Raw genomic sequence first — 26,184 nt, 5'->3', positions numbered from 1 at the left:
ACCCGCGTTAGTGGGTCCACCGACGACCGGTAAAGGGTGGCTTGTAAGTGGGAGAAAGCAAACTGTATGTTACGCTGCTGGCGCACACTGAAGGCCCCGAAGCGTTGGCCGCCCTGGCCGGGCGCCGGTGCTACTCCGGCTTGGATAATGAGGACCTGGTGGCCGCCGAAGCGGGGCGCGATTCGGGGGAGCTGATCCAAAAGCTGGTGGGGATGGGGCATGTCACCGTCATCGAACATGCCTCGTACACCTTTGCGGTGGAGGGTGTTTCCCGCAGTCTTCTCGCCCAAATCACCCGGCACCGCCTGGCCTCATTCAGCGTGCAGTCACAGCGTTACGTAGGCGAAACGGCGGCGAAAAACCCCGACGGGGTATTCGATTACGTAATTCCGCCGCAGATCGCCGCCTTGGGGGACGAGGCCCGGAGGGAATTCGCGCGCCAGATGCGCACGATCCAGGAGTGGTACGATCACTGGGCGCAAGCACTCGGAGGGGAACGGGACGCCTTTGAGGACGCCCGCTTCGTCCTGCCGAACGCCGCCGAAACAAAGTTCGTGTTCACCATGAACGCCCGGCAGCTTCTGCACTTCTTCACCCTGCGCTGCTGCGAGCGGGCCCAGTGGGAGATCCGGGAACTGGCCGACCACATGCTGGACTTGGTGAAGCCCACCGCCCCGACCATCTTCGCCAAGGCCGGGCCGGCATGCCTGCGCGGGCCCTGCCCGGAAGGGAAACTCAACTGCGGCAGACTGAAAGAAGTCCGCAAGAAATACCGCGGGGGCGGGACAAAGCAAGAAACCGACAGGCAAAAGGCCGGGGCGCGAAGCAGGTGATTCGGGCCCCGTTTTTTAACCGGCAACGTCCGTCGGCGGCCCCTTGGGAAATTGCTGTGCGAAAACCGAATCTTGGCCCGAGATCCAAACCGGGTTAGAATAATGGAATAAGGGAACCGGACTGGCCGTGCATTCTTGAATTGAGGAGGCGTTTGGTTTTGAGCGGGTTCAAAGCGGTAAACCTCAAAGACCTCGTGGAATACGCGGAAGGCTCGATCGTGAGCCGGACCCTGGTGGACAAGAAGACGGGCACCCTCACCCTGTTCGCTTTCGACGCCGGACAGGGCTTGAGCGAGCACACCGCCCCGTTTGACGCGGTGGTCCAGATCCTGGACGGCAAGGCCGCGCTCATGATCGGCGGTCAAGCCCTGGAGGCCTCGGCCGGGCAGTTGGTGATCATGCCCGCCAACGTCCCGCACGCGTTGCGGGCGGTGGAACGTTTCAAGATGCTCTTGACGATGATCCGGGCCTGATGATTCTGTAACCGGGCTTGTCCAGGAGGCGGCGGTGCGCGATTCTCGTGACTCCGAAAAACAGACGGTCATCTACGGCCGGAACCCGGTGCGGGAGGCCCTGCGCGGCGGGCGGACCCTGCACAAGGTCCTGGTGGCCCGGGGGGCCGATCCCCGGCTGTTCCGGGAACTGCGGGAGCTGGCCGGGCCGGCCGGGATTCCGGTCCAGGTCGTGGAACGCCCGCTGCTGGACCAGCTGACCGGCGGCGGTGCGGCCCACCAGGGCGTGGCGGCCACGGTTTCCGTCAAGGACTTCGTGGCGGTGGAAGCGCTGCTGACCGGGGAAAACCCGCTCCTTGTGGTCTTAAACGCGGTCCAGGACCCGCGTAACCTGGGGGCCATCCTCCGCACCGCCGAGGCGGCCGGTGTGGACGGCGCCGTGGTCCCGTCCCGGCGGGCGGCCCCGCTCACCCCTGCGGCGGCCAAAACCGCGGCCGGGGCGGTCGAGTACCTGCCGGTCGCCCGGGTCACCAACATCGCGCTCACTCTCCGGGAGTTCAAACAGAAGGGTCTTTGGGTGGTGGGGGCCGACCCGGAGGCCCCGGTTTCCTACTGGGACGCCGACCTGGGGGGGCCGCTGGCCCTGGTGATCGGGGGCGAGTCGGCCGGTTTGGGCCGGGCGGTGCATGCCGAGTGCGACTCGCTGGTCCGGATCCCGATGTCGGGCCGCGTCGGCTCCCTCAACGCCTCGGTGGCGGCCGCCCTGCTGATCTACGAGGCCGTCCGGCAGAGGAGGGCCGGCGGGTCACGATGAAGGACCATCTGGTGGTGGACGGCTACAACGTGATCTTCAACTCCCCGGAGCTTAAAGACCTGAACGACCTGGAACACGCGCGCGCCCGCCTGATCGACACCCTGGTCAACTTCGCGGCGCTGGCCGGTCAACGGGTGACCGTGGTGTTCGACGCCCACTCCGTTCCGGGAGGAGTGGCGCGCACCGAGAGGCACGGGCCGGTGGAGGTGATCTACACGTCCGGAGGAGAGACGGCTGATACGGTGATCGAGCGCCTGGTGGGAAGACTGTCCGGGTGGCCGGCGCCGGTGTTCGTGGTTACGGCCGACTACGTCGAACAGCGGGTGGTCCTGGGCCTGGGAGCCTACCGGGTGCCGCCGGGGGAATTCTGGGAAAAGGTACGGCGGTTGTCGCGGGAGTCGTTTATCCACCACCGGGACAAGCCGGCCGACAGCTATTTGGAAAATCGCCTGGAAGAGCGAACCAGGGCGGCCTTGGAGGCCTGGCGCCGCAAAAAGCCGCACGGGTAGGCGGGGTACGGACAGGTTAGGCTTGACTCTCGTCATGCCTTTAAGTATAATTCATTACGTAAGTGCCTTTCCCTTTTTACACCCTTACACGGAGGCGATAGTTTTTGAGCCTCAACCCCCAATTCGAGACTGCCCAGCTCCAGATTTATCATGCTCTTGAAGACGAAAAGATTGTTGAACATGCCCGGGAAGGCGACGGTGAAGCCCTGGAATTCCTTATCAACAAATACCGCCATTTTGTGCGCGCCAAGGCCCGGTCCTATTTCCTGATCGGGGCCGACCGGGAGGACATCATCCAGGAGGGCATGATCGGTCTATACAAAGCGATTCGCGATTTCCGCCTGGACAAACTCTCCTCGTTCCGGGCGTTTGCCGAACTGTGTATCACCAGGCAGATCATTACGGCGATCAAAACGGCGACCAGGCAAAAACACATCCCCCTCAATTCCTACGTATCCCTGAACAAGCCCATCTACGACGAAGACTCGGACCGCACCCTCCTGGACGTCATCTCCGGCTCCAAAATCACCGACCCCGAAGAACTGGTCATCAGCCGCGAAGAATTCGACGATATCGAGGAAAAAATCGGCGAACTGCTTAGTTCGTTGGAATGGAAGGTGCTGATGTCCTACCTGGAGGGCAAGTCCTACCAGGAGATCGCCGAGGATTTGGACCGGCACGTAAAGTCGATTGACAACGCCCTGCAGCGGGTGAAGCGCAAACTGGAGAAATACCTGGAAAGGCGCGAAATCTAGCCCGTTGACCAGTTGGAAACAAAAGCGCGCGCCGCCAACAGCAAGCCCGCCTTGAGTTCACCCTTTCCCGGAATGGTGATAATCATCCCATTAGGCATCTTGATATTAACGTGATCACCAACGGGGATTACTGCACCGTCGGCTTCGATGGACAACTCCCGCATTACATACGTTGATTTCGTGGCTGACCCACTGTACCCAGGTTATTAAGGTGCTGGTTTGGTGTGCCGGACGGGGATCGTGTGCGTACCGGGGCATTGTCCCCGCACTCCCGGCATTGTCCCCGCGTCACTCTTCCATATGCACCTTGAGCATGCGGTCGCCGATCTGGAGGGCGTCCACAACTTCCATTCCCTTGACCACCTGCCCGAAAACGGTGTACCGTCCGTCGAGGCCGGGCTGGTCGCTGAGGCAGATGTAAAACTGGCTGCCTGCCGTATGCGGCCCGCTCTTGGCCATGCCGACCGACCCGCGCAGATGTTTGCGCTTGCTGTCCTCATCCCGGATGGCGTATCCCGGCCCGCCGGTGCCATCCCCGTTCGGATCTCCGCCCTGGACCACGAAGCCCGGATCGACCCGGTGGAAGGTCAGGGAATCGTAAAAGCCCTGTTCCACCAACGACTTAAAATTAGCCACGGTCTCCGGGGCGTCCGACGCGTAAAGCTCGATCACGATTTGTCCCCGTTCGGTTTCGATCACGGCCTGCGGCGCGGCCGGCTGCGGCGGCGCTCCCCCGCAGCCGGCGGTCGCGAGCAAGGCGAAGGTGAACAGCGCCAGCACCGGCAACACGGCGACTCTTTTGGTCCGGTCAAGGCAAAGAAGTTTCAACTGATTACAGACCCCCTCACTTCGCGATATTTAAATTTAAATACTTCCCCATTGAAACGTCGGAGTCCTGCCTTTGGAGTGAGATAGTCGAGACAGCCTCGTTTTTGGAGTTGACAGCTGCGGCTCCTTTTTGCTACCATAGGAGTGCGCTTGTAGGCAACACGGACGGTGCCGGCCGCTGTGACCGGCCCCGTCCCGCGTTTTTAGGCCGGCGTAGCTCAGTGGCAGAGCAGCTGATTTGTAATCAGCTGGCCGGGGGTTCGAATCCCTTCGCCGGCTCCAGGCAAGATGTACCGGGCGCACCGGGGCCGGGCGGCTGGGCGCGAATATCCTTGTAAAGGATACCGGTTTGTGATATAATTAATGCGTTGACTTAGCGGGGTGGAGCAGCCGGTAGCTCGTCGGGCTCATAACCCGAAGGTCGCAGGTTCAAATCCTGCCCCCGCAACCAATATTGAAAGATGGGCCCATATAGCTCAGTAGGCAGAGCGTATCCTTGGTAAGGATAAGGTCGGCGGTTCGATCCCGCCTATGGGCTCCATATGCAAGGCGGAGTAGCTCAGGTTGGTAGAGCAAGCGGTTCATACCCGCTGCGTCGGGGGTTCAAGTCCCTCCTCCGCTACCAGTGTACAGCCAGCCGACAAGGCTGGTTTTGTTTTTTGAAGCATAACTTGGCCAACCTTGGCCAGGTGATCGATCAAAACACTGGTATCAAGAAGCATACCCAACCGCTCCAAGCGCTTCTGAATCTTGTGTTCTTAATCGGCTCAACATAATGGAGAGGGTTTTCCAAGTTCCCCTTCCTGCTAGAGCTGTGCAGGAATCCGGCATTCTTTGCCGAAATTTTGGCCATGTGTCGAATTGGTAGACACGGAGCGCCAAATCTGACATAAAAGCATGTCAAATCTTCTTTCAATCATAGCTTGGATCCCCCGGTATATTCTTATATGGTATGTCCTGCCTGGCGCCAGGCTATCAGAGCGTCACCAAGAGAGCTATCCTTTACCAGCAGGTAGTCCGTATCAAAAGTGGATAGTGCGAACGCACTAATTCCCTTCTCCGCCAGCGGCACGGCCAGAGAGGCCAGAATGCCCGTCAGGGCAAAGTCTAATTTGCCATCTACCCTAAGGAGCCGCCAGCCGTCCTCAACCGCAACGCAGGGTGGTACCCGCCTGGAAAGGCAGACTACGGATGTTTCCCCGGGAGCCATAGTTACTGAATACAGTTCTTCTTCATCCAGACCTGGCGGCGGTACTATAGCGCCAGCTCCCAAACGGCACACCACATAGTGGCCCTCCAGCAAAACCAGTTTCAGGGATACTCCCTCAAACACTAAAAAAACACCCACTTTTTTCTAAAACCCCGGGCCGACAGCCCGGGGTTTTATGATTACGCATCTTACGCATGCATCTGCCTTTTCCGGGGCGCAGCAAGAGCCGGGGGTGCAGCACCCCTTATCGTCCTTTTCGACATTACGGACGGAACGCCTGCCTGCCCCCAAACCATTACTGCCGGATCACCGCCCACGGCTGTCTCAATGCTTTCCATATGTACTGTATTTCTTTGCCGCAGTGCAGGCAAGAATCATACAGTTTTAGGTGGTGTCATAACAACACTTTATGGAGTATAATAATACTAAATAAGTGTTATGAGGTTGAGGGGCTTTGAGTAATAAGCTTTTTCCGCTGGGGCATCCGGTACCGGAAGAGGACTTGATCGGAAGACTGCCTTTTGTTGATGCGCTTGTGTCCAGGCTGGAAGAAGGGAACAGCATCATGCTGGCGGGCCCCCGCAGAATCGGGAAGACTTCCCTTACCAAGGAAGCGCTGCGGCGCCTAAAAGAAAAAGGTTATTACACTGTCTGGATTGACTGTTTTGCGATCCGGGATAAAGAGCACCTGGCAGAAAAGATTATGGAAGGGTGTTTGGCCAACCGTACCGGCTTACCGAAAACGCTGGCGGCCATCCGGGAGAAATTGCGGCAGTTTGGTCCAATTCCGGTGAGCTTGAAATTGCAGGACTTGGAGATGGAAGTCAGCCTTTTTGTCAGTCGAAAGGCGAGTCCGGATGAGCTGCTCGACCAAGCCCTGGAGTTCCCGCAAAAACTGGCTGAAAAAGACAATAAACGGGTGATAGTCTCGTTCGACGAATTTCAGGACGTATCCGTCGTGGCCGGCAACCGCATTTTCAAACGAATGAGAGCTGCTTTTCAGGAACAACCCCGGGTTAGTTTTCTGTACCTGGGGTCAAAGGAAAGCATGATGAAGACACTGTTTTCTTCACGCCGGGAGGCTTTTTACCGTTTCGCCGTCCCTCTGCCGGTGCCATCCGTCCCGCAGGATTCTTGGCTTCCCTACATTCAAAAGAAATTTGCCAGCCGCAAGGTGCAGGCGGACGCCAGCATTCTTAGGGAACTCTTGGAACTTACGGGCGGCCATCCATACGATACGATGCTGTTGTGCAACGAAGCATACCAGCTTGTGGCTCTGAACGGGCGCGACGTACTGACGCTGCCCGTCTTGCAGCAAGCTTATGACCAGGCGCAGGCCATTCTCGAACCAGCGTTTACCGAGATCTTGGCCGGACTCGGCCGCTCTGCTCAGATGCGCGACGTGATTTGTAAGCTTGCTGCCGACCAGCAGCCGTACAAGGACAAGCCGCAAGCGAATGCTGTAACTCGGTCAATCAAGAAATTGGAGGAGAAGGGCATTATCGAAAGAGTAACAAGGGCTCGGTATCGGTTTGTTGAACCGATGTTCAAGGATTTCGTCAGGCGAACATTCACGTGTTGACCTGATCAGCCGGCGGGTTCATCGCGGTTTACGGGTGAACGGAAAAGCTGTCGGTAAGGGTTGCAATGTGGTTATGTGGCTGTGTTCCTGACTAGTCGGTTCCGTAGGTGGCGGCGGTGCCTTCAGTGATATGGATTTTTGTGACATTCGGCAGGAGTTCACGTTTGATTAGCGAATAAATATACCTTGACTCTGGACAAATATGTAACAGCCAATTCATGACTGTCAAGGAGGTCGGGTTTATGGCGAAACCCAAGTTTGTGCGTACCAAGCCGCACGTAAACGTCGGCACGATCGGCCACGTGGACCATGGCAAGACCACGCTGACGGCGGCGATCACGCTGGTTTTGTCGAAGATCGGCCAGGCCGAGTACAAAAAATACGACGACATCGACGCGGCGCCGGAGGAAAAGGCGCGCGGCATCACCATCAACACCGCGCACGTCGAGTACGAGACCGGGAAGCGGCATTACGCGCACGTGGACTGCCCGGGGCACGCCGACTACATCAAGAACATGATCACCGGCGCGGCCCAGATGGACGGGGCGATCCTGGTGGTCTCCGCCGCCGACGGGCCCATGCCCCAGACCCGGGAGCACATCCTCTTGGCGCGCCAGGTGGCCGTGCCCTCCATCGTGGTTTACCTGAACAAGGCCGACATGGTCGACGACCCCGAGCTGCTTGAGCTGGTCGAGATGGAAGTACGCGAGCTGTTATCGAACTACGAATTCCCCGGGGACGACACCCCGATCGTCACCGGTTCGGGCTTAAAAGCCCTGGAGTGCGGCTGCGGCAACCGGGAGTGCCCGCACTGCAAATCCATCTGGGAGCTTATGGACGCCGTCGACGACTACATTCCGACGCCCGAGCGCGACATCGACAAGCCCTTCCTGATGCCGGTCGAGGACGTGTTTTCCATCACCGGCCGCGGCACGGTGGGGACCGGCCGGGTGGAGCGGGGCACCGTAAAGACCGGGGACGAGGTCGAGATCGTCGGCTTTGCGGCCAAGCCGCGCAAAACCGTGGTCACCGGAGTGGAGATGTTCCGCAAGATTCTGGACTACGCTCAGGCCGGGGACAACGTCGGGTGCCTCTTGCGGGGCGTGGACCGCACCGAGCTCGAGCGGGGCCAGGTATTGGCGAAGCCGGGTTCCATCAAGCCGTTGACCGAATTTGTGGCCAACGTGTACGTGTTGAGCAAAGAAGAAGGTGGCCGGCATACCCCGTTCTTCAACGGGTACCGTCCGCAGTTTTACTTCCGGACCACCGACGTGACCGGCGTGATCCAGTTGCCGGACGGCGTGGAGATGGTGATGCCCGGGGACAACCTGCAGATGGACGTCAGCCTGATCACCCCGATCGCCATCGAAGAAGGATTGCGGTTCGCCATCCGCGAGGGCGGCCGCACGGTGGGCGCCGGCGTGGTCACGGGGACCAAGTAAGGAAGAAGGCCGAACGGGTGGGGGCCTGATCAAGGGCCCCATCTGTACGAGTAAAGTTGACCCGGGCTTTGAAGATAAAGTTGGGAAAAAAGGGGCGAGCAGCGTCCTACCTTTTTGCCCCACCTTTTATGCCTTGACATCCCCTGGCAGTTGTGATACATTCAAGATCGTAAATTTTGCCGGGACTGGTCTTTTTTTAGTTTTGGGAGGTGTTTTCCGGTGCGGGTGAATGTTACGCTGGCATGTACGGAATGTAAGCGCAGGAACTACATTACCACCAAGAACAAGAAAAGCGACCCCAACCGTATTGAGATGAAAAAATACTGCCGCTGGTGCGGGTCGCACACGTTGCACAAAGAGACCAAATAAGCTAGGGAAGCTAGGGATGTAACAATGGCGGAGAGTAGAAAGCGGGAGGGCAAACCGGCAGGCAAGGCGGAGAACGACGGGACGAAGGGCGGGCCCAAGAAAGAACTCAAGCTGAAGAGGGACCCCCGGAAAGACCCGAAGAAAGACCAGAAGAAAGACTCCAAGAAAGAAGCGCCCGCCGTAAAGAAGAAACCGCGCGAGGGTCTGGTCAAGGCCAGTCGGCGCTATTTCGAAGGCGTGTGGCACGAGCTGAAGAAGGTGCACTGGCCCACCCGCCGCGAGGTGATCATCTACACGGGCGTGGTGCTGGTGGCCGTGCTTCTGGTCGGCGTGCTCCTGTGGATTTTCGATCTCATCTTGAGCCAGATTCTAGGCCGGCTGATTACATAGGCTGGGGGGTGGAGGACCAAGGGGTCTATAACCCGGTCCTCATTTCCGTGAGCAAGCAGTGGTTTGTGGTCCATACCTATTCCGGTTATGAAAACAAGGTGAAGGCCAACCTGGAAAAGCGGATCGAGTCGATGAGCATGGAAGACAAGATCTTCCGCATCGTGGTGCCCGTGGAGGACGAAATCGAAGTCAAGGGCGGCAAGCGCAAGATTTCCAAGCGCAAGATTTTCCCCGGCTACGTCATGGTTGAGATGATTTTGAACGACGACTCCTACCGCGTAGTGCGCAACACTCCCGGAGTCACCGGTTTTGTGGGCAGTGTCGGGATCGGCTCGAAACCCATTCCCCTGACCGACGCCGAAGCGGACCAGATCATCAGCCAGATGGAAGGCGACCAACCGCGCATCCGCATCGACCTGGTGCCCGGGGAAAAGGTGCGCGTGATGGTCGGGCCGTTCGAGAACTTCATGGGCACGGTGGATGACGTCAACTACGAGAAGGCCAAGATCCGGGTGATGATTTCGATGTTCGGGCGGGAAACCCCCATCGAGCTCGAATACTTCCAGATTGAAAAGGTCACCTAGCGAAAGGTCGCCTGGCGGTAAGTTTTGACCCATCCCGGGACAGCGAGGAGGTGACGCGATGGCGAAAAAGGTAATGGCGATGGTAAAATTGCAGATCCCGGCCGGCAAGGCCACGCCGGCACCCCCGGTGGGTCCGGCCCTCGGGCAGCACGGGGTCAATATTATGGCCTTTGTGAAGGAGTACAACGACCGGACGGCCGGCCAGGTCGGCCTGATTATTCCGGTGGAAATCACCATTTACGCCGACCGGACGTTCAGTTTCGTGACCAAAACGCCGCCGGCTTCGGTACTGCTCAAAAAAGCGGCCGGCATCGAGACTGCTTCCGGACAACCGCACGTCAAGAAGGTCGGCAAGGTCACTCGCACGAAGGTGCGGGAAATCGCCGAGCTGAAAATGCCGGACCTGAATGCGGCTGACGTTGACGCCGCGGTGCGTATGGTTGAAGGTACAGCCAGAAGTATGGGCATTGAAATCGTGGAAGGCTAGTGGGAGGAGTGTAGACACTCCGTTATCACCACAGGAGGAGGTTGGCGAGGTTGCCGAAACACGGGAAAAAATACGTCGAAGCGGCAAAACAGGTTGATTCCGAAAAGCACTACGAGGTCCGGGAGGCGCTGGAACTGGTAAAGGAACTGGCCCCGGCCAAGTTCGACGAAACCGTCGAGGCGGCCGTCAGGCTGGGAGTGGACCCCCGGCACGCCGACCAGCAAGTGCGCGGCGCGGTGGTGTTGCCGCACGGCACGGGCAAGACCCGCTCCGTGCTGGTGTTCGCCAAGGGCGAGAAAGTCACGGAGGCCGAAAAGGCCGGTGCCGACTACGTGGGCGGCGAGGAGATGGTGGCCAAGATCCAGGGCGGTTGGATGGAGTTCGACGTGACCATCGCCACCCCGGACATGATGTCGGCCGTGGGCAAGATCGGCCGGATTCTTGGTCCCCGCGGCCTGATGCCCAACCCGAAAACGGGTACGGTCACCTTTGACATCGCCCGGGCGGTAGCGGAAGTGAAGGCCGGGAAGATCCAGTACCGGGTGGACAAGGCCGGGAACGTTCACGCGCCGATCGGCAAGGTGTCCTTCGAGGTGGAGAAGCTGGAGGAAAACTTAAAGACTCTGATCGACGCGCTGATCCGGGCCAAGCCGGCGGCGGCGAAGGGCCAGTACCTGCGCGGGCTCGTGGTCACCTCGACCATGGGTACGGGAGTCAGGGTCAACGTCCGGAAGTTCATCGGCTAGGCCCCAAGTCCTTGACAATTTAAGAACCGGAGTTTTGCTCCCGTTGGCTGTAGACAGTAGGCGCCCGACCACCATCAAGGGCTTAATGGTCCTCCGGGACCGCCAACCGAGGCCGGAAACAGGGCTTGTTCGCCTCTGTACGCCGTTGTCTGCAGGGGCCTTTATATTTTCAGGAGGAGGTGTATCATTTGCCGCAAAAGAAAGACAAGGTTGCAACCGTGGCCGACTTGAAAGAACGGATGTCCCGGGCCCGGGTGATCGTAATGAGTGACTACCGGGGAATGACGGTGGCCGAAATCACCGCGCTCCGGCGCAAGGTGCGCGAAACCGGGTCACAGATGATGGTGGTCAAAAACACTTTGGCTCGCCTGGCGGCACGCGAGGCCGGCATCGAGGAAATGGAGCCCATGCTCACCGGCCCCACCGCATTGGCTTTCGGCTACGACGACGAGATTGCTTTAAGCAAGATGATGGTTCAGTTCGAGAAGGATTACAAGCAGTTCGACCTCAAGGGCGGCGTAATGCAGGGCCGGTTGTTGCCGCGCGAGAGTGTCCTGAAGCTGGCCGACCTGCCTCCCCGGCCGGTGCTTCTGGGCCAGGTGGCCGGCGCCTTCCAAGCGCCGATCGCCGCTTTGGCCAACGTGTTGCAGGGGAACATCCGGAACCTGGTCTACGTGCTCGAGGCCGTCAGGGAAAAGAAGGCCGCACAGGCCTAGCGCGTGAGCGGAAAGAATCGTTCCCGCAACAGCCTGGCGCCCGGTGGCCGGGTCATCAAATCTGATTTTTAGGAGGATAAACTCACATGTCCAAAGTCAACGAAATCATCGAAATCGTGAAGGGGCTTACCGTTCTGGAACTGGCCGAACTGGTCAAGGCGATGGAAGAGGAGTTCGGCGTGAGTGCGGCGGCCCCCGTGGCGGCGATGGCGGCGGTTCCGGCTGCGGCGGCGCCGGTGGTCGAGGAAGAGGAGCAGACCGAGTTCGACGTCATCCTCAAGAACGTGGGCAACGAAAAGATCAAGGTCATCAAGGTGGTCCGGGAAATCACCGGTTTAGGCCTGAAGGAGGCCAAGGAACTGGTCGACGGCGCGCCGAATCCCGTTAAGGAAAAGGTCAACAAGGAAGAAGCCGAAACCATCAAGAAGAAGCTGGAAGAGGTCGGCGCCGACATCGAAATCAAGTAGGCAAACCGGAGTCACGCGGCCCGGAGCCCCCTTCCGGACGGATTGGGGCTCCGGTTCCCGTTTTATGTACATTGTACCATCATTTGCCAGACAAATTGTTTCTTGACACCATTTTAATCCCGTGATAAAATTAAAAGTCGTTGCATCTGATCACAAGTATCATCCGCCAAATTAGCGGCAATACTATCCAGATAGGTTTTTCAAGTATAAAGCGAGGTGCACTAAAACCTTGCTTTTCGTATTTTATTTTTCAGGGGGTTGAGGTATGCCCGCCGTCAAGCCCAGGGAGCGCCGTCTTTTTGGTGAACTCCGAGAGGTCCTCGATCTTCCCGACCTGGTAGAGGTTCAGAAGCGTTCTTACGACTGGTTTTTGGACAAGGGCCTGCGCGAGGTTTTCCACGACATCTCCCCGATCCAGGATTTCACCGGTAACCTGGTGCTGGAATTCCTGGACTACCAGTTGGGGGAGCCCAAGTACACCGTTTCCGAATGCAAGGACCGCGACGTCACCTATGCCGCCTCGATGCGCCTCAAGGTCCGCCTGATCAACCGGGAGACCGGCGAGGTCAAGGAACAAGACGTGTTTATGGGCGACTTCCCGTTGATGACCGACAAGGGAACCTTCATTATTAACGGGGCCGAGAGAGTCATTGTCAGTCAATTGGTTCGCTCGCCCGGGGTGTACTTCGACATCCAACCCGATCCCAGCGGCAAACAGATTTACAGTGCCACTGTCATTCCGAACCGGGGGGCGTGGCTGGAGTTCGAGACCGACATCCAGGACCAGATCTGGGTGCGGGTCGACCGGACCCGGAAGATTCCGGCCACGGTGCTGATCAAAGCCCTGGGCTTCGGGAGCAAAGCGCGCATCCTGGACCTTTTCGACCAGCACAAGAGCATTCAGGAAACCCTCACCAAGGACAACACGGACAGTGAGGAAGACGCCCTCATTGAAATCTACAAGCGCTTGCGGCCGGGGGAACCGCCGACCGCCGACAGCGCCCGTTCCCTGCTGGAAACCCTTTTCTTCGACCCGAAGCGGTACGACCTGGCGGACGTCGGGCGCTACAAGCTGTTTAAGAAGTTGAAGCACGGGGTGCTCTACCGTTTCGACCGGGAGCAGAGCGGCCGGACCGAATTCGACCCCCACCTGAAGCGGGAAGTGCCGGTGGAGCGCAAGTTCATCCGTGAACTCACCCGCGACGACATCCTGGCGACCATCCGCTACCTGATCCGGCTGGTGCAGGGCGAGGGCCGGGCCGACGACATCGACCACCTGGGCAACCGCCGGCTGCGGTCGGTGGGCGAGCTTTTGCAGAACCAGTTCCGGATCGGCCTGGCGCGGATGGAACGGGTGGTGCGGGAGCGCATGACCATTCAGGACGTCGAGGTGATCACCCCGCAGGCCCTGATCAACATCCGCCCCGTGGTGGCGTCGATCAAGGAGTTCTTCGGTTCGAGCCAGTTGTCCCAGTTCATGGACCAGACCAACCCGCTGGCCGAACTGACCCACAAGCGCCGGCTCTCGGCCCTGGGTCCGGGAGGCCTCTCGCGGGAGCGGGCCGGGTTCGAGGTGCGGGACGTGCACCACTCCCATTACGGCCGGGTGTGTCCCATCGAGACTCCGGAAGGTCCGAACATCGGTCTCATTGGGTCGTTGACCACCTACGCGCGGGTGAACGAGTTCGGGTTTGTGGAAACCCCGTACCAGAAGGTGAACAAAGAAAGCCGGCGGGTCACTGAAGAGATCGTATATTTGACCGCTGACGAAGAAGAAGAATACGTGATCGCCCAGGCGAACGCCGAGTTGGATGAGGACGGACGCTTCGTGGCGAACCGGGTGGACTGCCGCTACCGAGGTGAGATCATGGTGGTCGACGCCGACCGGGTCGACTACGTGGACGTGTCACCCAAACAGGTGTTTTCGGTCGCGACGTCCCTGATCCCCTTCCTGGAGCATGACGATGCCAACCGGGCCCTGATGGGGGCCAACATGCAGCGCCAGGCCGTACCGCTTTTGATTTCCGAGGCGCCCTACATCGGCACCGGCATCGAAGAAAAGGCGGCCTATGACTCCGGAGTACTGGTGATCGCTGAGGCGGGCGGGGTCGTAGAGCGGGTGACTTCCACCGAGATCAAGATCCGTACCGCTTCCGGGGCGGTGGGTCACTACCGCCTGGCCAAATTCGGACGGTCCAACCAGGGCACCTGTTTCAACCAGCGCCCGATCGTCTCCCGGGGCGAAAGAATCGCCGACGGGCAGGTGATCGCGGACGGTCCGTGCACCGACCACGGCGAACTGGCGCTGGGCCGGAACGTCCTGACCGCGTTCATGCCCTGGGAAGGTTACAACTACGAAGACGCGATTCTGGTGAGTGAAAAGCTTGTTAAGGAAGACTTCTACACCTCGATCCACATCGAGGAGTACGAGTGCGACGCCCGGGACACCAAACTGGGTCCGGAGGAGATCACCCGGGACATTCCAAACGTTGGGGACGAGGCTTTGAAAGACCTGGACGACCGGGGCGTAATTCGGATCGGGGCCGAGGTCCGGTCCGGCGACATCCTGGTCGGCAAGGTGACGCCCAAAGGTGAAACCGAGCTTACCGCCGAGGAACGGCTGCTCCGGGCGATCTTCGGGGAGAAGGCCCGCGAGGTTCGGGACACCTCGTTGCGGGTGCCGCACGGCGAATCGGGTAAAGTGGTCGACGTAAAAGTGTTCTCCCGGGAAAACGGCGACGAGCTGCCCCCGGGAGTAAACCGGCTGGTGCGTGTGTACGTCGCCCAAAAACGGAAACTCTCCGAAGGCGACAAGATGGCCGGCCGTCACGGGAACAAGGGAGTCATCGCCCGGATCATGCCCGAGGAAGACATGCCGTTTATGCCGGACGGCACCCCGATCGAGGTGGTGTTGAATCCCCTGGGGGTACCGTCCCGGATGAACATCGGCCAAGTGTTCGAGTCCCACCTGGGGTGGGCGGCCAAGATCCTGGGCTATACCATCGCCACCCCGGTGTTCAGCGGCGCCAGTGAGGCCGAAATCGTCAAGACTTTGGAAAAGTCCGGCCTGCCGGTGGACGGCAAGGTGTGGCTGCGTGACGGGCGGACCGGTAAGGAATTCGACAATCCGGTGACCGTTGGTTACCTGTATATGCTCAAATTGGCCCACCTGGTCGATGACAAGATTCACGCCCGTTCCACCGGGCCGTATTCCCTGGTGACTCAACAGCCGCTGGGCGGGAAGGCCCAGTTCGGGGGACAGCGCTTCGGGGAAATGGAGGTTTGGGCGCTGGAGGCTTACGGCGCCGCCTACACCCTGCAGGAAATCCTGACGGTGAAGTCGGACGACGTGGTCGGCCGGGTGAAAACATACGAGGCCATCGTAAAAGGCGAAAACGTTCCCGAACCCGGAGTGCCCGAGTCCTTCAAGGTGCTGGTCAAGGAACTGCAGAGCCTGGGTCTGGACGTAAAGGTCCTGACCGAGGAGAATACCGAGATCGAAATCAAGGAGCTTGATGAGGACGTGACCGAAACCGGCAAGGAACTGGGGCTCGACATCCGGATGCCGGAGCGGAGGACCAAGGCGGTGGTGGGTGAAGAAGAGGGTGATCTCCAGGGCGGGGAAGGTCTTTTGCACGACACGGGTGTTGTACCGGCCGACGAGGGTGATGAGGATGACGAAGAGGAACTCGAAAAGCCCCTGCGCGGATTGTTCCCGTTGGTGATCGGTGAGGAAGAAGACGAAGAGGACGATGAAATCGGCGGCGGTTTTGAAGACACCGAGGGAGAAGAGGAAGGGGAGTAGACAATCATGCCGCTCTAGCGGCACCACCGCAAGGATGAAAATACCCCTCACCCTGACCCTCTCCCAGAGGGAGAGGGAATTTTCAGGGTAGAGGCGACCGGATTCTTGGCTTGACTGCGACCGACGACTACTTCGGGAGGGAGCAAGCTTAGTGCTGGATCTCACCAATTTTGACCGGATCAGAATCGGGCTGGCATCTTGGGACCACATCACCACCTGGTCCCACGGCGAAGTTAAAAAGCCGGAGACCATCAACTACCGGACTCTGAAGCCGGAACGCGACGGGCTGTTTTGCGAGCGGATCTTTGGACCGACCCGGGACTGGGAATGCTACTGCGGCAAGTACAAAAGGGTACGCTACAAAGGCATGGTCTGCGACCGCTGCGGCGTCGAGGTCACCCGTTCCAAGGTGCGCCGGGAACGGTTGGGGCACATCAGACTGGCCGCGCCGGTATCCCATATCTGGTACTTCAAAGGGATTCCGTCCCGGATGGGGCTCTTGCTCGATATGTCCCCGCGCGCTCTGGAAAAAGTGCTGTACTACGTTTCTTATATCGTCACCGAGCCCGGGAGTACCCCGCTGTTCAAGAAACAGCTGCTGACCGAGCAGGAATACCGCGAGTTCCGCGATAAGCACGGAATGGATTTTCAGGCCACCATGGGCGCCGAGGCGATCCTGCGCCTTCTGGAAGAAATCGACCTCAATGATCTGGCCGCCGAACTGCGGCAGGAGATCCGGGATGTGACCGGACAGCGCCGCATCCGGGCGATCCGCCGGCTGGAAGTGGTCGAGTCCTTCCGCAAGTCCCAGAACAGCCCGGCCTGGATGATCGTGCAGGTGCTCCCGGTCATCCCGCCGGAACTCAGGCCGATGGTACAACTCGACGGGGGGCGCTTCGCCACCTCGGATTTGAATGACCTCTACCGGCGCGTGATCAACCGGAACAACCGGTTAAAGCGCCTGCTTGAACTGGGCGCGCCGGACATCATCGTCCGCAACGAGAAGCGCATGCTCCAGGAGGCGGTCGACGCCCTGATCGACAACGGGAGGCGAGGCCGGCCGGTGACCGGGCCCGGGAACCGCCCGCTGAAGTCCTTGAGCGACATGCTCAAAGGGAAGCAGGGGCGTTTCCGGCAGAACCTCTTGGGCAAGCGGGTCGATTACTCCGGTCGTTCGGTGATCGTGGTCGGCCCCTCGTTGAAGCTGCACCAGTGCGGCCTGCCCAAGGAGATGGCGCTCGAGCTTTTCAAGCCGTTTGTAATGAAGCGCTTGGTCGGTGACGGCTACGCCCACAACATCAAAAGCGCCAAGCGCAAGGTGGAGCGGGTGCGGCCCGAGGTCTGGGACGTGCTGGAGGACGTGATCAAGGAGCACCCGGTCCTTTTGAACCGGGCGCCCACCCTGCACCGCCTGGGGATCCAGGCCTTTGAGCCGGTGCTGGTCGAGGGCCGGGCCATTCAGATTCACCCGCTGGTGTGCACGGCCTACAACGCCGACTTCGACGGTGACCAAATGGCGGTGCATGTGCCGCTTTCGGCGGAGGCCCAGACCGAAGCCCGGCTCCTGATGCTGTCCACCTACAATATCTTGAACCCGAAGGACGGCCGGCCGGTGACCATTCCCACCCAGGACATGGTGCTCGGGATTTACTACCTGACCATTGAGCGCCCGGGGGCCCGGGGTGAGGGGAAGGCTTTTCGCGACTTCAACGAGGCCGTCCTGGCCTATGAGTCCGGTACTGTTGGACTGCACGCGTTAATCAAAGTGAAAAAAGAGGACACGCTTCTTGAGACCACCGTGGGACGGCTGGTGTTCAACGAGGCGATGCCGCCGGAAATAAGCTACATCAATAAGCTGGTGGATAAAAAGGAACTGAGCCTCATTGTCGACCGGTGCTACCGCCGCCTGGGGTATAAGCGGACGGCCGAGCTTTTAGACGGCATTAAGCAGCTCGGTTTCAAGTACGCCACCCAGGGCGGACTGACCATCGGCATGAACGATATCGTGATCCCGGAACGCAAAAAGGAGATCCTGGGCGAGGCCGAGAGCCATGTGCAAATGATTGAGGATCAGTACCGGCGCGGGCTGATCACCTTTGACGAGAAATACCGCCAGACCATCGAGATCTGGAACCGGGCCACGGAGCTGGTCACCCAGGAACTTTTGAACACCCTGGATCGCTTCAACCCGGTATACATGATGGCTACCTCGGGCGCCCGGGGCAACATCCAACAGATCCGGCAGCTGGCCGGCCTGCGCGGCCTGATGGCCGACCCTTCGGGACGGATCATCGACCTGCCGATCAAGGCGAACTTCCGGGAGGGGCTCTCGGTGCTTGAGTACTTCATCTCCACCCACGGCGCGCGCAAAGGTCTGGCGGATACCGCGCTGCGGACCGCCGACTCGGGCTACCTGACCCGGAGGCTGGTGGATGTGGCCCAGGACGTGATCGTGCGGGAAATAGACTGCGGGACCGACGAATACGTCGAGGTCGGTGACGTGCGTGACGGCACGGAGATTATCGAGGTGCTTATCGACCGGATTGTGGGCCGCACCGCGGGGTTGCCCGTCGTCCACCCGGAAACGGGGGCCGTAATAGTCGACGCCGGGCGGGAAATCCTGGAGGAGGCCGCGGAAGAGATTGAGAAGGCCGGGATCAAGAAGGTGGCGCTCCGCTCGGTGTTCATCTGCAAAACCCGGCACGGGGTGTGCAAGAAGTGCTACGGGCGCAACCTGGCGACCGGCCGGGTCGTGGACATCGGCGAGGCGATCGGCATCATCGCCGCGCAGTCCATTGGTGAGCCCGGCACCCAGTTGACCATGCGCACCTTCCACACCGGCGGCGTGGCCGGGGAAGACATCACCCAGGGTCTGCCGCGCGTGGAGGAGCTTTTTGAAGCCCGGCGCCCCAAGGGGCAGGCGATTGTGGCCGAGATCGACGGGCTGGTCGAGGTCCGCGAGGTGAAGGGCCGGCGGGAGATCGAAATTCGGAGCGAGACCGGCGAGCGCGTGCAGTACGCCATTCCGTTCGGCGCCCGCCTGAAAGTTCAAAACGGGGACTACATCGAGGCCGGGGATGAGTTGTCCGAGGGTTCGGTCAATCCACACGACCTTTTAAAGATCAAGGGCCCGACGGCTGTACAGCAGTACCTCCTGCGGGAAGTCCAGCGGGTGTACCGGATGCAGGGCGTGGACATCAACGACAAGCACATCGAGGTGGTCATCCGCCAGATGCTGCGCAAAGTAAAAGTCGAAGAACCTGGAGACACCGAATTCCTGCCCGGCAGCCTGGTCGACATCCTGGACCTGGACGAAGAGAACCGGCGCGTGGAGGCGGACGGCGGCAGTCCGGCCACCAGCAAGTCCGTGCTGCTCGGCATCACCAAGGCTTCACTGGCCACGGACTCCTTCCTGTCGGCGGCCTCCTTCCAGGAGACCACGCGGGTCCTGACCGAGGCGGCCATCAAGGGCAAGGTGGACCCGCTTTTGGGTTTGAAGGAAAACGTGATCATCGGCAAGCTGATTCCGGCCGGCACCGGCATGAACCGCTATCGGAGTATCGAGGTCGACCAGGCGGCGGAAATCCCGGCCGAGGAAGCGCCGGTCCACTAGACAGGTCGGCGGCTTCGGTAGGCGGGGAGAAAGGCTTTTCGGCGGAGGGGTCAATCAGCGTTGACAAAAGACTTCGCCGGTGCTATCATTTTCTAGTGTCCGGTGTTAGTTCCTGGAGGATTGGCGCTTTGTCACTAGCCGGAATTGCGGCGGCCCGCAAGAAAACGGTCGGGTTCAGGCAGACTTTGAAGGCGATTCAAAAAGGGCAGGCCAGGGCGGTCTACGTGGCCATGAACGCCGATCGCCGGGTGATCGACCCGGTCATTCAGGTGTGTCAGGCCAAGGGAATACCTCTGATACAGGTCGAGTCGATGCGGGAGCTGGGTAGTGCCTGTGGGATTTCGGTGAACTGTGCCACCGCGGCGGTCACGGAGGAGTAACCATTATTCCCTTACCACCCGGGTAAGGGGATAAATTTGTAATAGTTCATCAATAATTAAACCGGAGGAGGTGGAATTGAAGGATGCCGACGATCAGCCAATTGATACGCCGGGGCCGGGAAACCGCAGCTCAGAAGTCGGCCTCGCCGGCACTCAAAGAGTGCCCGCAAAGGCGTGGGGTTTGCACCCGTGTGTACACTACGACGCCCAAGAAGCCGAACTCGGCGCTGCGCAAAGTGGCCCGCGTCCGTCTGACCAATGGGTATGAGGTTACCACCTACATTCCGGGTATCGGACATAACTTGCAGGAGCACTCGGTGGTCCTGGTCCGGGGCGGCCGGGTCAAGGACCTGCCCGGAGTGCGTTACCATATTGTCCGCGGGGCCCTGGACACCTCCGGGGTCCAGAACCGGAACCGGGGGCGTTCCAAATACGGGGCCAAGAGGCCCAAAAAGTAAGGGGGGAAGGATGTGCCGCGCAGAGGAGCCGTCCCGAAAAGGGAAGTCCTGGCGGACCCGGTATACGGCAGCAAGATGCTGACCAAACTGGTCAATCAGGTGATGCTGGATGGAAAACGCAGTGTCGCCGAAGCGATCTGCTACGGCGCTCTGGACATTGTCCGGCTAAAAACCGGGCGCGAACCGCTGGAGGTCCTGGAACAGGCCATGAAGAACGTGATGCCGATCGTGGAGACCCGGCCGCGGCGGGTGGGCGGCGCCAACTACCAGGTGCCGGTCGAGGTCCGCATGGACCGGAAGCAGACCCTGGGGGTACGCTGGATGACTTCCTTTGCCCGCCAGAGGCCGGGTAAGAGTATGGAGGAGAAACTGGCGGCCGAAATAATGGACGCCGCGAACGGCGTAGGCGGTGCGGTTAAGAAAAGAGAAGACACGCACCGGATGGCGGAGGCAAACAAAGCTTTTGCGCACTACAGGTGGTAAGGGAGGACCAAGGAAGATGGCCCGGGTGTTCCCGCTCGAGCGGACACGGAACATCGGCATAATGGCCCACATCGACGCCGGTAAGACCACCACGACCGAGCGGATCCTGTTTTATACCGGTAGAGTGCACCGGATCGGCGAGGTCGATGACGGTGCGGCGACCATGGACTGGATGGTGCAGGAGCAAGAGCGCGGCATTACGATCACTTCCGCGGCCACCACCTGTTACTGGCGCGACTACCGGATCAACATTATCGATACACCAGGGCACGTGGACTTCACGGTCGAGGTTGAGCGCTCTCTGCGGGTACTTGACGGAGCGGTCGCCGTATTTGACGCGGTGGCCGGGGTGGAACCCCAGTCCGAAACGGTCTGGCGCCAGGCCGACAAGTACCGGGTGCCCCGGGTTGTCTATCTGAACAAGATGGACCGGGTGGGCGCCGACTTCTTCAAAAGCATGCAGTCGATCAAGGCCAAACTCGGTTCCGACCCGGTGGCCGTCCAAATTCCGTTGGGCGTGGAAGAGCGGTTCGTCGGCCTGGTCGACCTCGTTACCCGGAAGGCTTTCATCTATACGGACGACCTGGGCACCAAGATGAAGGAAATCCCCATTCCGGCCGACCTAACGGGAGTAGTGGCCGAATACCGGGACAAATTGCTGGAGGTGGCCGCCGAAACCGACGAGGACTTGATGACCAAGTACCTGAATGGAGAAGAACTGACCGTGGAGGACATCAAGATCGGTATCCGCAAGGCCACCCTCGCGGTCAAGAAGTTCCCGGTCTTGTGCGGTTCGTCCTACCGGAACAAGGGGGTACAGCCGCTTTTAGACGCCGTGGTCGACTACCTGCCCGCGCCGACCGACGTGCCCGCCGTGGCGGGGATCGATCAGCGGACCGGACGGGAAGACCGCCGCGCGGCCCGGGACGATGAGCCGTTTTCGGCCCTGGCCTTCAAAGTGATGGTGGATCCGTACGTCGGCAAGCTGACCTTTTTCCGGGTCTATTCCGGCAGCATCAATTCGGGTTCCCACGTTCACAATTCCACCAAACAGAAGAAAGAGCGGATCGGCCGGCTTTTGCAGATGCACGCCAACCACCGCGAGGAAGTCGATGTGGCCTATGCCGGCGACATTATCGGGGCGGTCGGCTTGAAATTCACCTCCACCGGTGATACGCTCTCCGACGAGGAGCACCCGATCATCCTGGAAGCGATGGATTTTCCGGAACCGGTGATCGCCATCGCCATCGAGCCCAAGACCAAGGGCGACCAGGACAAGATGGGCGTGGCCCTGCAGCGCCTGGCCGAAGAGGACCCCACTTTCAAGATCCAGTCGAACGAGGAAACCGGTCAGACCCTCATTTCCGGGATGGGTGAGCTGCACCTGGAAATCATCGTGGACCGCCTGTTGCGGGAATTCAAGGTCCAGGCCAATATCGGCCGTCCCCAGGTGGCCTACAAGGAGACCATCAAAGGGATCGCCCAAGCCGAGGGCCGGTTCATCCGGCAGACCGGCGGCCGCGGTCAGTACGGCCACGTGGTGATTGTCGTTGAACCCTTGGATCGCGGCAAAGGCTTCGAGTTTTCAAACCAGATTGTCGGCGGGGTGGTGCCGAAAGAGTTTATTCCCTCCGTGGAGACCGGTGTCCGCGAGGCGCTCACCAGCGGCGTACTTTTTGGATACCCGGTGGCGGACGTCAAGGTGAGCTTGGTCGACGGGTCTTACCACCCGGTGGATTCGTCCGAGCCGGCCTTCAAGATCGCGGCCTCGATGGCCCTGAAAAAGGCGGTCACCAATGCTTCACCGGTGTTGCTGGAGCCGGTCATGCGCGTGGAAGTGGTTTTGCCGGAAGACTATACCGGGGACGTCATCAGTGATCTTAATTCCCGGCGGGGCCACATCACCCGGATGGAACTCCAGGGGAAAACCCAGGTTGTGCGCGCCGACGTGCCGCTGGCCGAGATGTTCGGCTACGCGACCGAACTCCGCTCCCGCACCCAGGGGCGGGGCAACCATACAATGCAGTTCGACCATTACGCTGAGGTTCCGCAGAACATCGCGGACAAAATGATCCGCAAGTACTAAGTAAGTCTTTAAGGAGGAAGAAAATCGATGGCGAAACCCAAGTTTGTGCGTACCAAGCCGCACGTAAACGTCGGCACGATCGGCCACGTGGACCATGGCAAGACCACGCTGACGGCGGCGATCACGCTGGTTTTGTCGAAGATCGGCCAGGCCGAGTACAAAAAATACGACGACATCGACGCGGCGCCGGAGGAAAAGGCGCGCGGCATCACCATCAACACCGCGCACGTCGAGTACGAGACCGGGAAGCGGCATTACGCGCACGTGGACTGCCCGGGGCACGCCGACTACATCAAGAACATGATCACCGGCGCGGCCCAGATGGACGGGGCGATCCTGGTGGTCTCCGCCGCCGACGGGCCCATGCCCCAGACCCGGGAGCACATCCTCTTGGCGCGCCAGGTGGCCGTGCCCTCCATCGTGGTTTACCTGAACAAGGCCGACATGGTCGACGACCCCGAGCTGCTTGAGCTGGTCGAGATGGAAGTACGCGAGCTGTTATCGAACTACGAATTCCCCGGGGACGACACCCCGATCGTCACCGGTTCGGGCTTAAAAGCCCTGGAGTGCGGCTGCGGCAACCGGGAGTGCCCGCACTGCAAATCCATCTGGGAGCTTATGGACGCCGTCGACGACTACATTCCGACGCCCGAGCGCGACATCGACAAGCCCTTCCTGATGCCGGTCGAGGACGTGTTTTCCATCACCGGCCGCGGCACGGTGGGGACCGGCCGGGTGGAGCGGGGCACCGTAAAGACCGGGGACGAGGTCGAGATCGTCGGCTTTGCGGCCAAGCCGCGCAAAACCGTGGTCACCGGAGTGGAGATGTTCCGCAAGATTCTGGACTACGCTCAGGCCGGGGACAACGTCGGGTGCCTCTTGCGGGGCGTGGACCGCACCGAGCTCGAGCGGGGCCAGGTATTGGCGAAGCCGGGTTCCATCAAGCCGTTGACCGAATTTGTGGCCAACGTGTACGTGTTGAGCAAAGAAGAAGGTGGCCGGCATACCCCGTTCTTCAACGGGTACCGTCCGCAGTTTTACTTCCGGACCACCGACGTGACCGGCGTGATCCAGTTGCCGGACGGCGTGGAGATGGTGATGCCCGGGGACAACCTGCAGATGGACGTCAGCCTGATCACCCCGATCGCCATCGAGGAGGGTTTGCGGTTCGCCATCCGCGAGGGCGGCCGCACGGTGGGCGCCGGCGTGGTCACGGGGACAAAATAGCTAGGAGGCTTCTTTCATGCAAAGGCAGAAGATCCGGATCCGGCTAAAAGCGTTTGACCACCAAATGCTGGATCAGTCGGCCCAGAAAATAGTGGAGACGGTCCGGAGAACGGGCGCCGACGTGGCGGGCCCTGTCCCGCTGCCGACGGAAAAGGAGATCTACACGATTCTCCGTTCGCCGCACAAGGACAAAGACTCGCGGGAGCAGTTTGAAATCCGGACCCACAAACGGTTGATCGATATTCTCGAACCGACGCCCAAGACGGTGGACGCTTTGATGCGTCTGGATTTGCCGGCCGGTGTGGACATCGAGATCAAGCTATAGGTGCGGAGCAGGAGGTGTAACTGATGGCCAAGGGAATCCTTGGGCGCAAGTTGGGAATGAGCCGGTTTTTCACGGCGGAAGGAACGGCCGTGCCGGTGACGCTGATTGAGGCCGGGCCGTGCACCGTGGTCCAGAAAAAGACCCCGGAAACCGACGGTTACAGCGCCGTGCAGCTGGGTTTTGGGGAGCGGCCGGCGAAGAAGGTGAACCGGCCGCTGAAAGGGCACTTCGGCCGCGCCGGGGTGAAGCCGAGCCGGTTCTTGCGTGAACTCCGCGTTGCGGACGCCGCCGACTACGAGGTCGGGCAGGTGCTGAAAGCGGACCTTTTTGACGCCGGAGAAATCGTGGACGTGACGGGCACCTCCAAGGGCAAGGGTTTTGCCGGGGGCATCAAGCGCCACGGTTTTCACCGGGGGCCGATGGGTCACGGTTCCAAGTACCACCGCCGGCCGGGGGCGCTGGGGGCGAAGGGTCCGGCCCGCGTGTTCAAGGGCCGGAAACTCCCTGGGCGCTTGGGCGGCGTGCGGGTGACCGTGCAAAACCTGGAGGTGGTGAAGGTCGACCCGGAAAAGAACCTCCTGGCCGTGCGGGGCGCGGTTCCGGGAATCCGGGGCAGCCTGGTGATGGTCAAAAGCGCGGTGAAAGGCGACAAGTAGCCTGACGGGTAAAACGGGTAAAGAGGAAGCGCAGGCAGGAGGGAATTAGAGCTTATGCCCACAGCAGCAGTTTACAATATCGAGGGTCAACAGGTGGGCGAGATTGAACTGAGTGAGGCCGTGTTCGGTCAGCCGGTCAACGACGCCGTACTGCACGAGGTGGTCGTGATGCAGCTCGCCAACCGGCGGCAGGGCACGCACGACACCAAAACCCGGTCCGAGGTCCGGGGCGGCGGGAAGAAACCCTGGCGTCAGAAAGGCACCGGCCGGGCCCGTCACGGCACCATCCGTTCACCGATCTGGCGCGGGGGCGGAATCGTGTTTGGTCCTCATCCCCGGGACTATTCTTACCGGGTGCCCAAGAAAGTCAAGCGGCTGGCTTTGAAGTCGGCGCTGGCGACCAAGGTCGGCGCGGGCCGGATTCTGGTCCTGGACGCCCTGGAATTCGAAGGGCCGAAGACCAAGGAGATGGCGCGCATCCTCGGCAACTTGAAGGCCGGTGAGGGCGCGCTGGTGGTCACCGCCGAAAGAAACGCGAACGTCGAGAAGTCGGCCCGGAACATTCCCGGGGTAAAATTCCTGGAGGCCAGGCGGCTCAACGTGTACGACCTGCTGGACCATCCCCACCTGATCATGACCAGGGACGCGGTGGCCCGGGTGGAGGAGGTGCTGGCGCAATGAAGTTTGCCCACGATATTTTGCGCAAGCCGTTGATTTCGGAAAAATCGATGTCGTTGACCGAGGGTAACAAGTACACCTTCATCGTCGATCCCCGGGCGAACAAGACCGAGATCAAGAAGGCGGTGGAGGAGGTCTTCAAGGTCAAGGTGCTCAAGGTCAACACCATCCGGGTGAAAGGCAAGCAGGTGCGCCGGCGGAACGTCGTCGGCCGGAAGCCGGAGACAAAAAAGGCCGTGGTGACCTTGAGCCCGGGCGACAAGATCGAGATCTTTGAAGGCGTGTAGTC

At 60.2% G+C, this 26,184-nt stretch carries 27 protein-coding genes and 4 tRNA genes; 29 read left to right on the top strand and 2 right to left on the bottom strand.

The genetic code is table 11. The features are described from left to right. Positions 1-47: 47 nt before the first annotated feature. From thyX to sigH, 5 genes are all read left to right on the top strand, one after another. Positions 48-833 (top strand): FAD-dependent thymidylate synthase, encoded by a 786-nt coding sequence (gene thyX / locus AB1402_05030; protein ID MEW6540961.1) that lies wholly within the window; start codon positions 48-50, stop codon positions 831-833. Between the two features lie 152 nt (positions 834-985). Further along, on the top strand, positions 986-1,306 hold the full coding sequence (locus AB1402_05025; GenBank protein ID MEW6540960.1) for a cupin domain-containing protein: 321 nt from the start codon (positions 986-988) through the stop codon (positions 1,304-1,306). A 34-nt stretch (positions 1,307-1,340) separates the two neighbouring features. Next, a complete protein-coding gene (rlmB, locus tag AB1402_05020; GenBank protein MEW6540959.1) occupies positions 1,341-2,099 on the top strand; it encodes a 23S rRNA (guanosine(2251)-2'-O)-methyltransferase RlmB in 759 nt (252 codons plus the stop codon). Then, entirely contained in the window at positions 2,096-2,608 is a 513-nt protein-coding gene (locus AB1402_05015) for an NYN domain-containing protein (protein MEW6540958.1), read from the top strand. The genes rlmB and AB1402_05015 overlap by 4 nt, the downstream gene beginning before the upstream one ends. 104 nt (positions 2,609-2,712) lie before the next feature. Continuing rightward, positions 2,713-3,363: an RNA polymerase sporulation sigma factor SigH gene (gene sigH, locus AB1402_05010; GenBank protein ID MEW6540957.1), complete on the top strand. Its 651-nt coding sequence runs from the start codon at positions 2,713-2,715 to the stop codon at positions 3,361-3,363. A 288-nt stretch (positions 3,364-3,651) separates the two neighbouring features. On the opposite strand, the gene AB1402_05005 is transcribed toward sigH, so the two are convergent. Next, positions 3,652-4,191, bottom strand: a complete 540-nt coding sequence (locus AB1402_05005) for a peptidylprolyl isomerase (protein ID MEW6540956.1) — start codon at positions 4,189-4,191, stop codon at positions 3,652-3,654. Between the two features lie 207 nt (positions 4,192-4,398). On the opposite strand from AB1402_05005, the gene AB1402_05000 reads away from it, so the two are divergent. From AB1402_05000 to AB1402_04985, 4 genes are all read left to right on the top strand, one after another. Then, positions 4,399-4,473, top strand: a tRNA-Thr gene (locus tag AB1402_05000). Between the two features lie 93 nt (positions 4,474-4,566). Beyond that, positions 4,567-4,642: transfer RNA gene (locus AB1402_04995), tRNA-Met, on the top strand. A 14-nt stretch (positions 4,643-4,656) separates the two neighbouring features. After that, positions 4,657-4,732: transfer RNA gene (locus AB1402_04990), tRNA-Thr, on the top strand. Between the two features lie 7 nt (positions 4,733-4,739). Then, positions 4,740-4,816: transfer RNA gene (locus AB1402_04985), tRNA-Met, on the top strand. Between the two features lie 318 nt (positions 4,817-5,134). On the opposite strand, the gene AB1402_04980 is transcribed toward AB1402_04985, so the two are convergent. Further along, positions 5,135-5,473 (bottom strand): ACT domain-containing protein, encoded by a 339-nt coding sequence (locus tag AB1402_04980; protein ID MEW6540955.1) that lies wholly within the window; start codon positions 5,471-5,473, stop codon positions 5,135-5,137. Between the two features lie 382 nt (positions 5,474-5,855). On the opposite strand from AB1402_04980, the gene AB1402_04975 reads away from it, so the two are divergent. The 20 genes from AB1402_04975 (at position 5,856) to rplW (ending at position 26,182) form a co-directional block, all read left to right on the top strand. Further along, complete coding sequence (locus tag AB1402_04975) at positions 5,856-6,983, top strand: ATP-binding protein (protein MEW6540954.1); 1,128 nt, start codon at positions 5,856-5,858, stop codon at positions 6,981-6,983. Between the two features lie 242 nt (positions 6,984-7,225). Beyond that, a complete protein-coding gene (gene tuf, locus AB1402_04970) occupies positions 7,226-8,425 on the top strand; it encodes an elongation factor Tu (protein MEW6540953.1) in 1,200 nt (399 codons plus the stop codon). A 219-nt stretch (positions 8,426-8,644) separates the two neighbouring features. Beyond that, positions 8,645-8,794, top strand: a complete 150-nt coding sequence (gene rpmG, locus AB1402_04965) for a 50S ribosomal protein L33 (protein MEW6540952.1) — start codon at positions 8,645-8,647, stop codon at positions 8,792-8,794. 24 nt (positions 8,795-8,818) lie between these two features. Next, complete coding sequence (secE, locus tag AB1402_04960; protein ID MEW6540951.1) at positions 8,819-9,184, top strand: preprotein translocase subunit SecE; 366 nt, start codon at positions 8,819-8,821, stop codon at positions 9,182-9,184. Between the two features lie 47 nt (positions 9,185-9,231). Then, positions 9,232-9,768 carry a transcription termination/antitermination protein NusG gene (gene nusG, locus AB1402_04955; GenBank protein MEW6540950.1) on the top strand — a complete coding sequence of 179 codons (537 nt, stop codon included), beginning with the start codon at positions 9,232-9,234 and terminating at the stop codon, positions 9,766-9,768. 58 nt (positions 9,769-9,826) lie between these two features. Then, positions 9,827-10,255: a 50S ribosomal protein L11 gene (rplK, locus tag AB1402_04950; GenBank protein ID MEW6540949.1), complete on the top strand. Its 429-nt coding sequence runs from the start codon at positions 9,827-9,829 to the stop codon at positions 10,253-10,255. A gap of 50 nt (positions 10,256-10,305) precedes the next feature. Further along, the gene (rplA, locus tag AB1402_04945; protein ID MEW6540948.1) at positions 10,306-11,001 is read left to right on the top strand and encodes a 50S ribosomal protein L1; all 696 of its coding nucleotides are present in this window, start codon (positions 10,306-10,308) and stop codon (positions 10,999-11,001) included. Positions 11,002-11,189: 188 nt separating this feature from the next. Then, positions 11,190-11,717, top strand: coding sequence for a 50S ribosomal protein L10 (gene rplJ / locus AB1402_04940; GenBank protein MEW6540947.1), 528 nt, complete (start codon positions 11,190-11,192; stop codon positions 11,715-11,717). Between the two features lie 86 nt (positions 11,718-11,803). After that, positions 11,804-12,184 carry a 50S ribosomal protein L7/L12 gene (gene rplL, locus AB1402_04935; protein ID MEW6540946.1) on the top strand — a complete coding sequence of 127 codons (381 nt, stop codon included), beginning with the start codon at positions 11,804-11,806 and terminating at the stop codon, positions 12,182-12,184. Between the two features lie 265 nt (positions 12,185-12,449). Then, positions 12,450-15,989 carry a DNA-directed RNA polymerase subunit beta gene (rpoB, locus tag AB1402_04930; protein MEW6540945.1) on the top strand — a complete coding sequence of 1,180 codons (3,540 nt, stop codon included), beginning with the start codon at positions 12,450-12,452 and terminating at the stop codon, positions 15,987-15,989. Between the two features lie 151 nt (positions 15,990-16,140). After that, positions 16,141-19,602 (top strand): DNA-directed RNA polymerase subunit beta', encoded by a 3,462-nt coding sequence (gene rpoC / locus AB1402_04925; GenBank protein ID MEW6540944.1) that lies wholly within the window; start codon positions 16,141-16,143, stop codon positions 19,600-19,602. A gap of 128 nt (positions 19,603-19,730) precedes the next feature. Further along, complete coding sequence (locus AB1402_04920) at positions 19,731-19,982, top strand: ribosomal L7Ae/L30e/S12e/Gadd45 family protein (protein ID MEW6540943.1); 252 nt, start codon at positions 19,731-19,733, stop codon at positions 19,980-19,982. Positions 19,983-20,065: 83 nt separating this feature from the next. Next, entirely contained in the window at positions 20,066-20,440 is a 375-nt protein-coding gene (gene rpsL / locus AB1402_04915) for a 30S ribosomal protein S12 (protein MEW6540942.1), read from the top strand. Positions 20,441-20,452: 12 nt separating this feature from the next. Next, complete coding sequence (gene rpsG / locus AB1402_04910) at positions 20,453-20,923, top strand: 30S ribosomal protein S7 (GenBank protein MEW6540941.1); 471 nt, start codon at positions 20,453-20,455, stop codon at positions 20,921-20,923. Between the two features lie 16 nt (positions 20,924-20,939). Then, positions 20,940-23,009 (top strand): elongation factor G, encoded by a 2,070-nt coding sequence (gene fusA / locus AB1402_04905; GenBank protein MEW6540940.1) that lies wholly within the window; start codon positions 20,940-20,942, stop codon positions 23,007-23,009. 27 nt (positions 23,010-23,036) lie between these two features. Further along, on the top strand, positions 23,037-24,236 hold the full coding sequence (tuf, locus tag AB1402_04900) for an elongation factor Tu (protein MEW6540939.1): 1,200 nt from the start codon (positions 23,037-23,039) through the stop codon (positions 24,234-24,236). A gap of 16 nt (positions 24,237-24,252) precedes the next feature. Further along, a complete protein-coding gene (gene rpsJ / locus AB1402_04895) occupies positions 24,253-24,561 on the top strand; it encodes a 30S ribosomal protein S10 (protein ID MEW6540938.1) in 309 nt (102 codons plus the stop codon). A gap of 23 nt (positions 24,562-24,584) precedes the next feature. Further along, positions 24,585-25,217 (top strand): 50S ribosomal protein L3, encoded by a 633-nt coding sequence (rplC, locus tag AB1402_04890; protein MEW6540937.1) that lies wholly within the window; start codon positions 24,585-24,587, stop codon positions 25,215-25,217. 54 nt (positions 25,218-25,271) lie between these two features. Then, complete coding sequence (rplD, locus tag AB1402_04885; protein MEW6540936.1) at positions 25,272-25,898, top strand: 50S ribosomal protein L4; 627 nt, start codon at positions 25,272-25,274, stop codon at positions 25,896-25,898. Beyond that, complete coding sequence (gene rplW / locus AB1402_04880; protein MEW6540935.1) at positions 25,895-26,182, top strand: 50S ribosomal protein L23; 288 nt, start codon at positions 25,895-25,897, stop codon at positions 26,180-26,182. Before rplD ends, rplW begins: the two co-directional genes overlap by 4 nt. The last annotated feature ends 2 nt before the right edge of the window (positions 26,183-26,184 follow it).

The sequence above is a fragment of the Bacillota bacterium genome, from assembly GCA_040757205.1.
Lineage (GTDB): Bacteria > Bacillota > Desulfotomaculia > Desulfotomaculales > Desulforudaceae > Desulforudis.
Note: the sequence above shows the minus strand (reverse complement) of the source record. Positions and strands in the feature narration are given on the sequence as shown.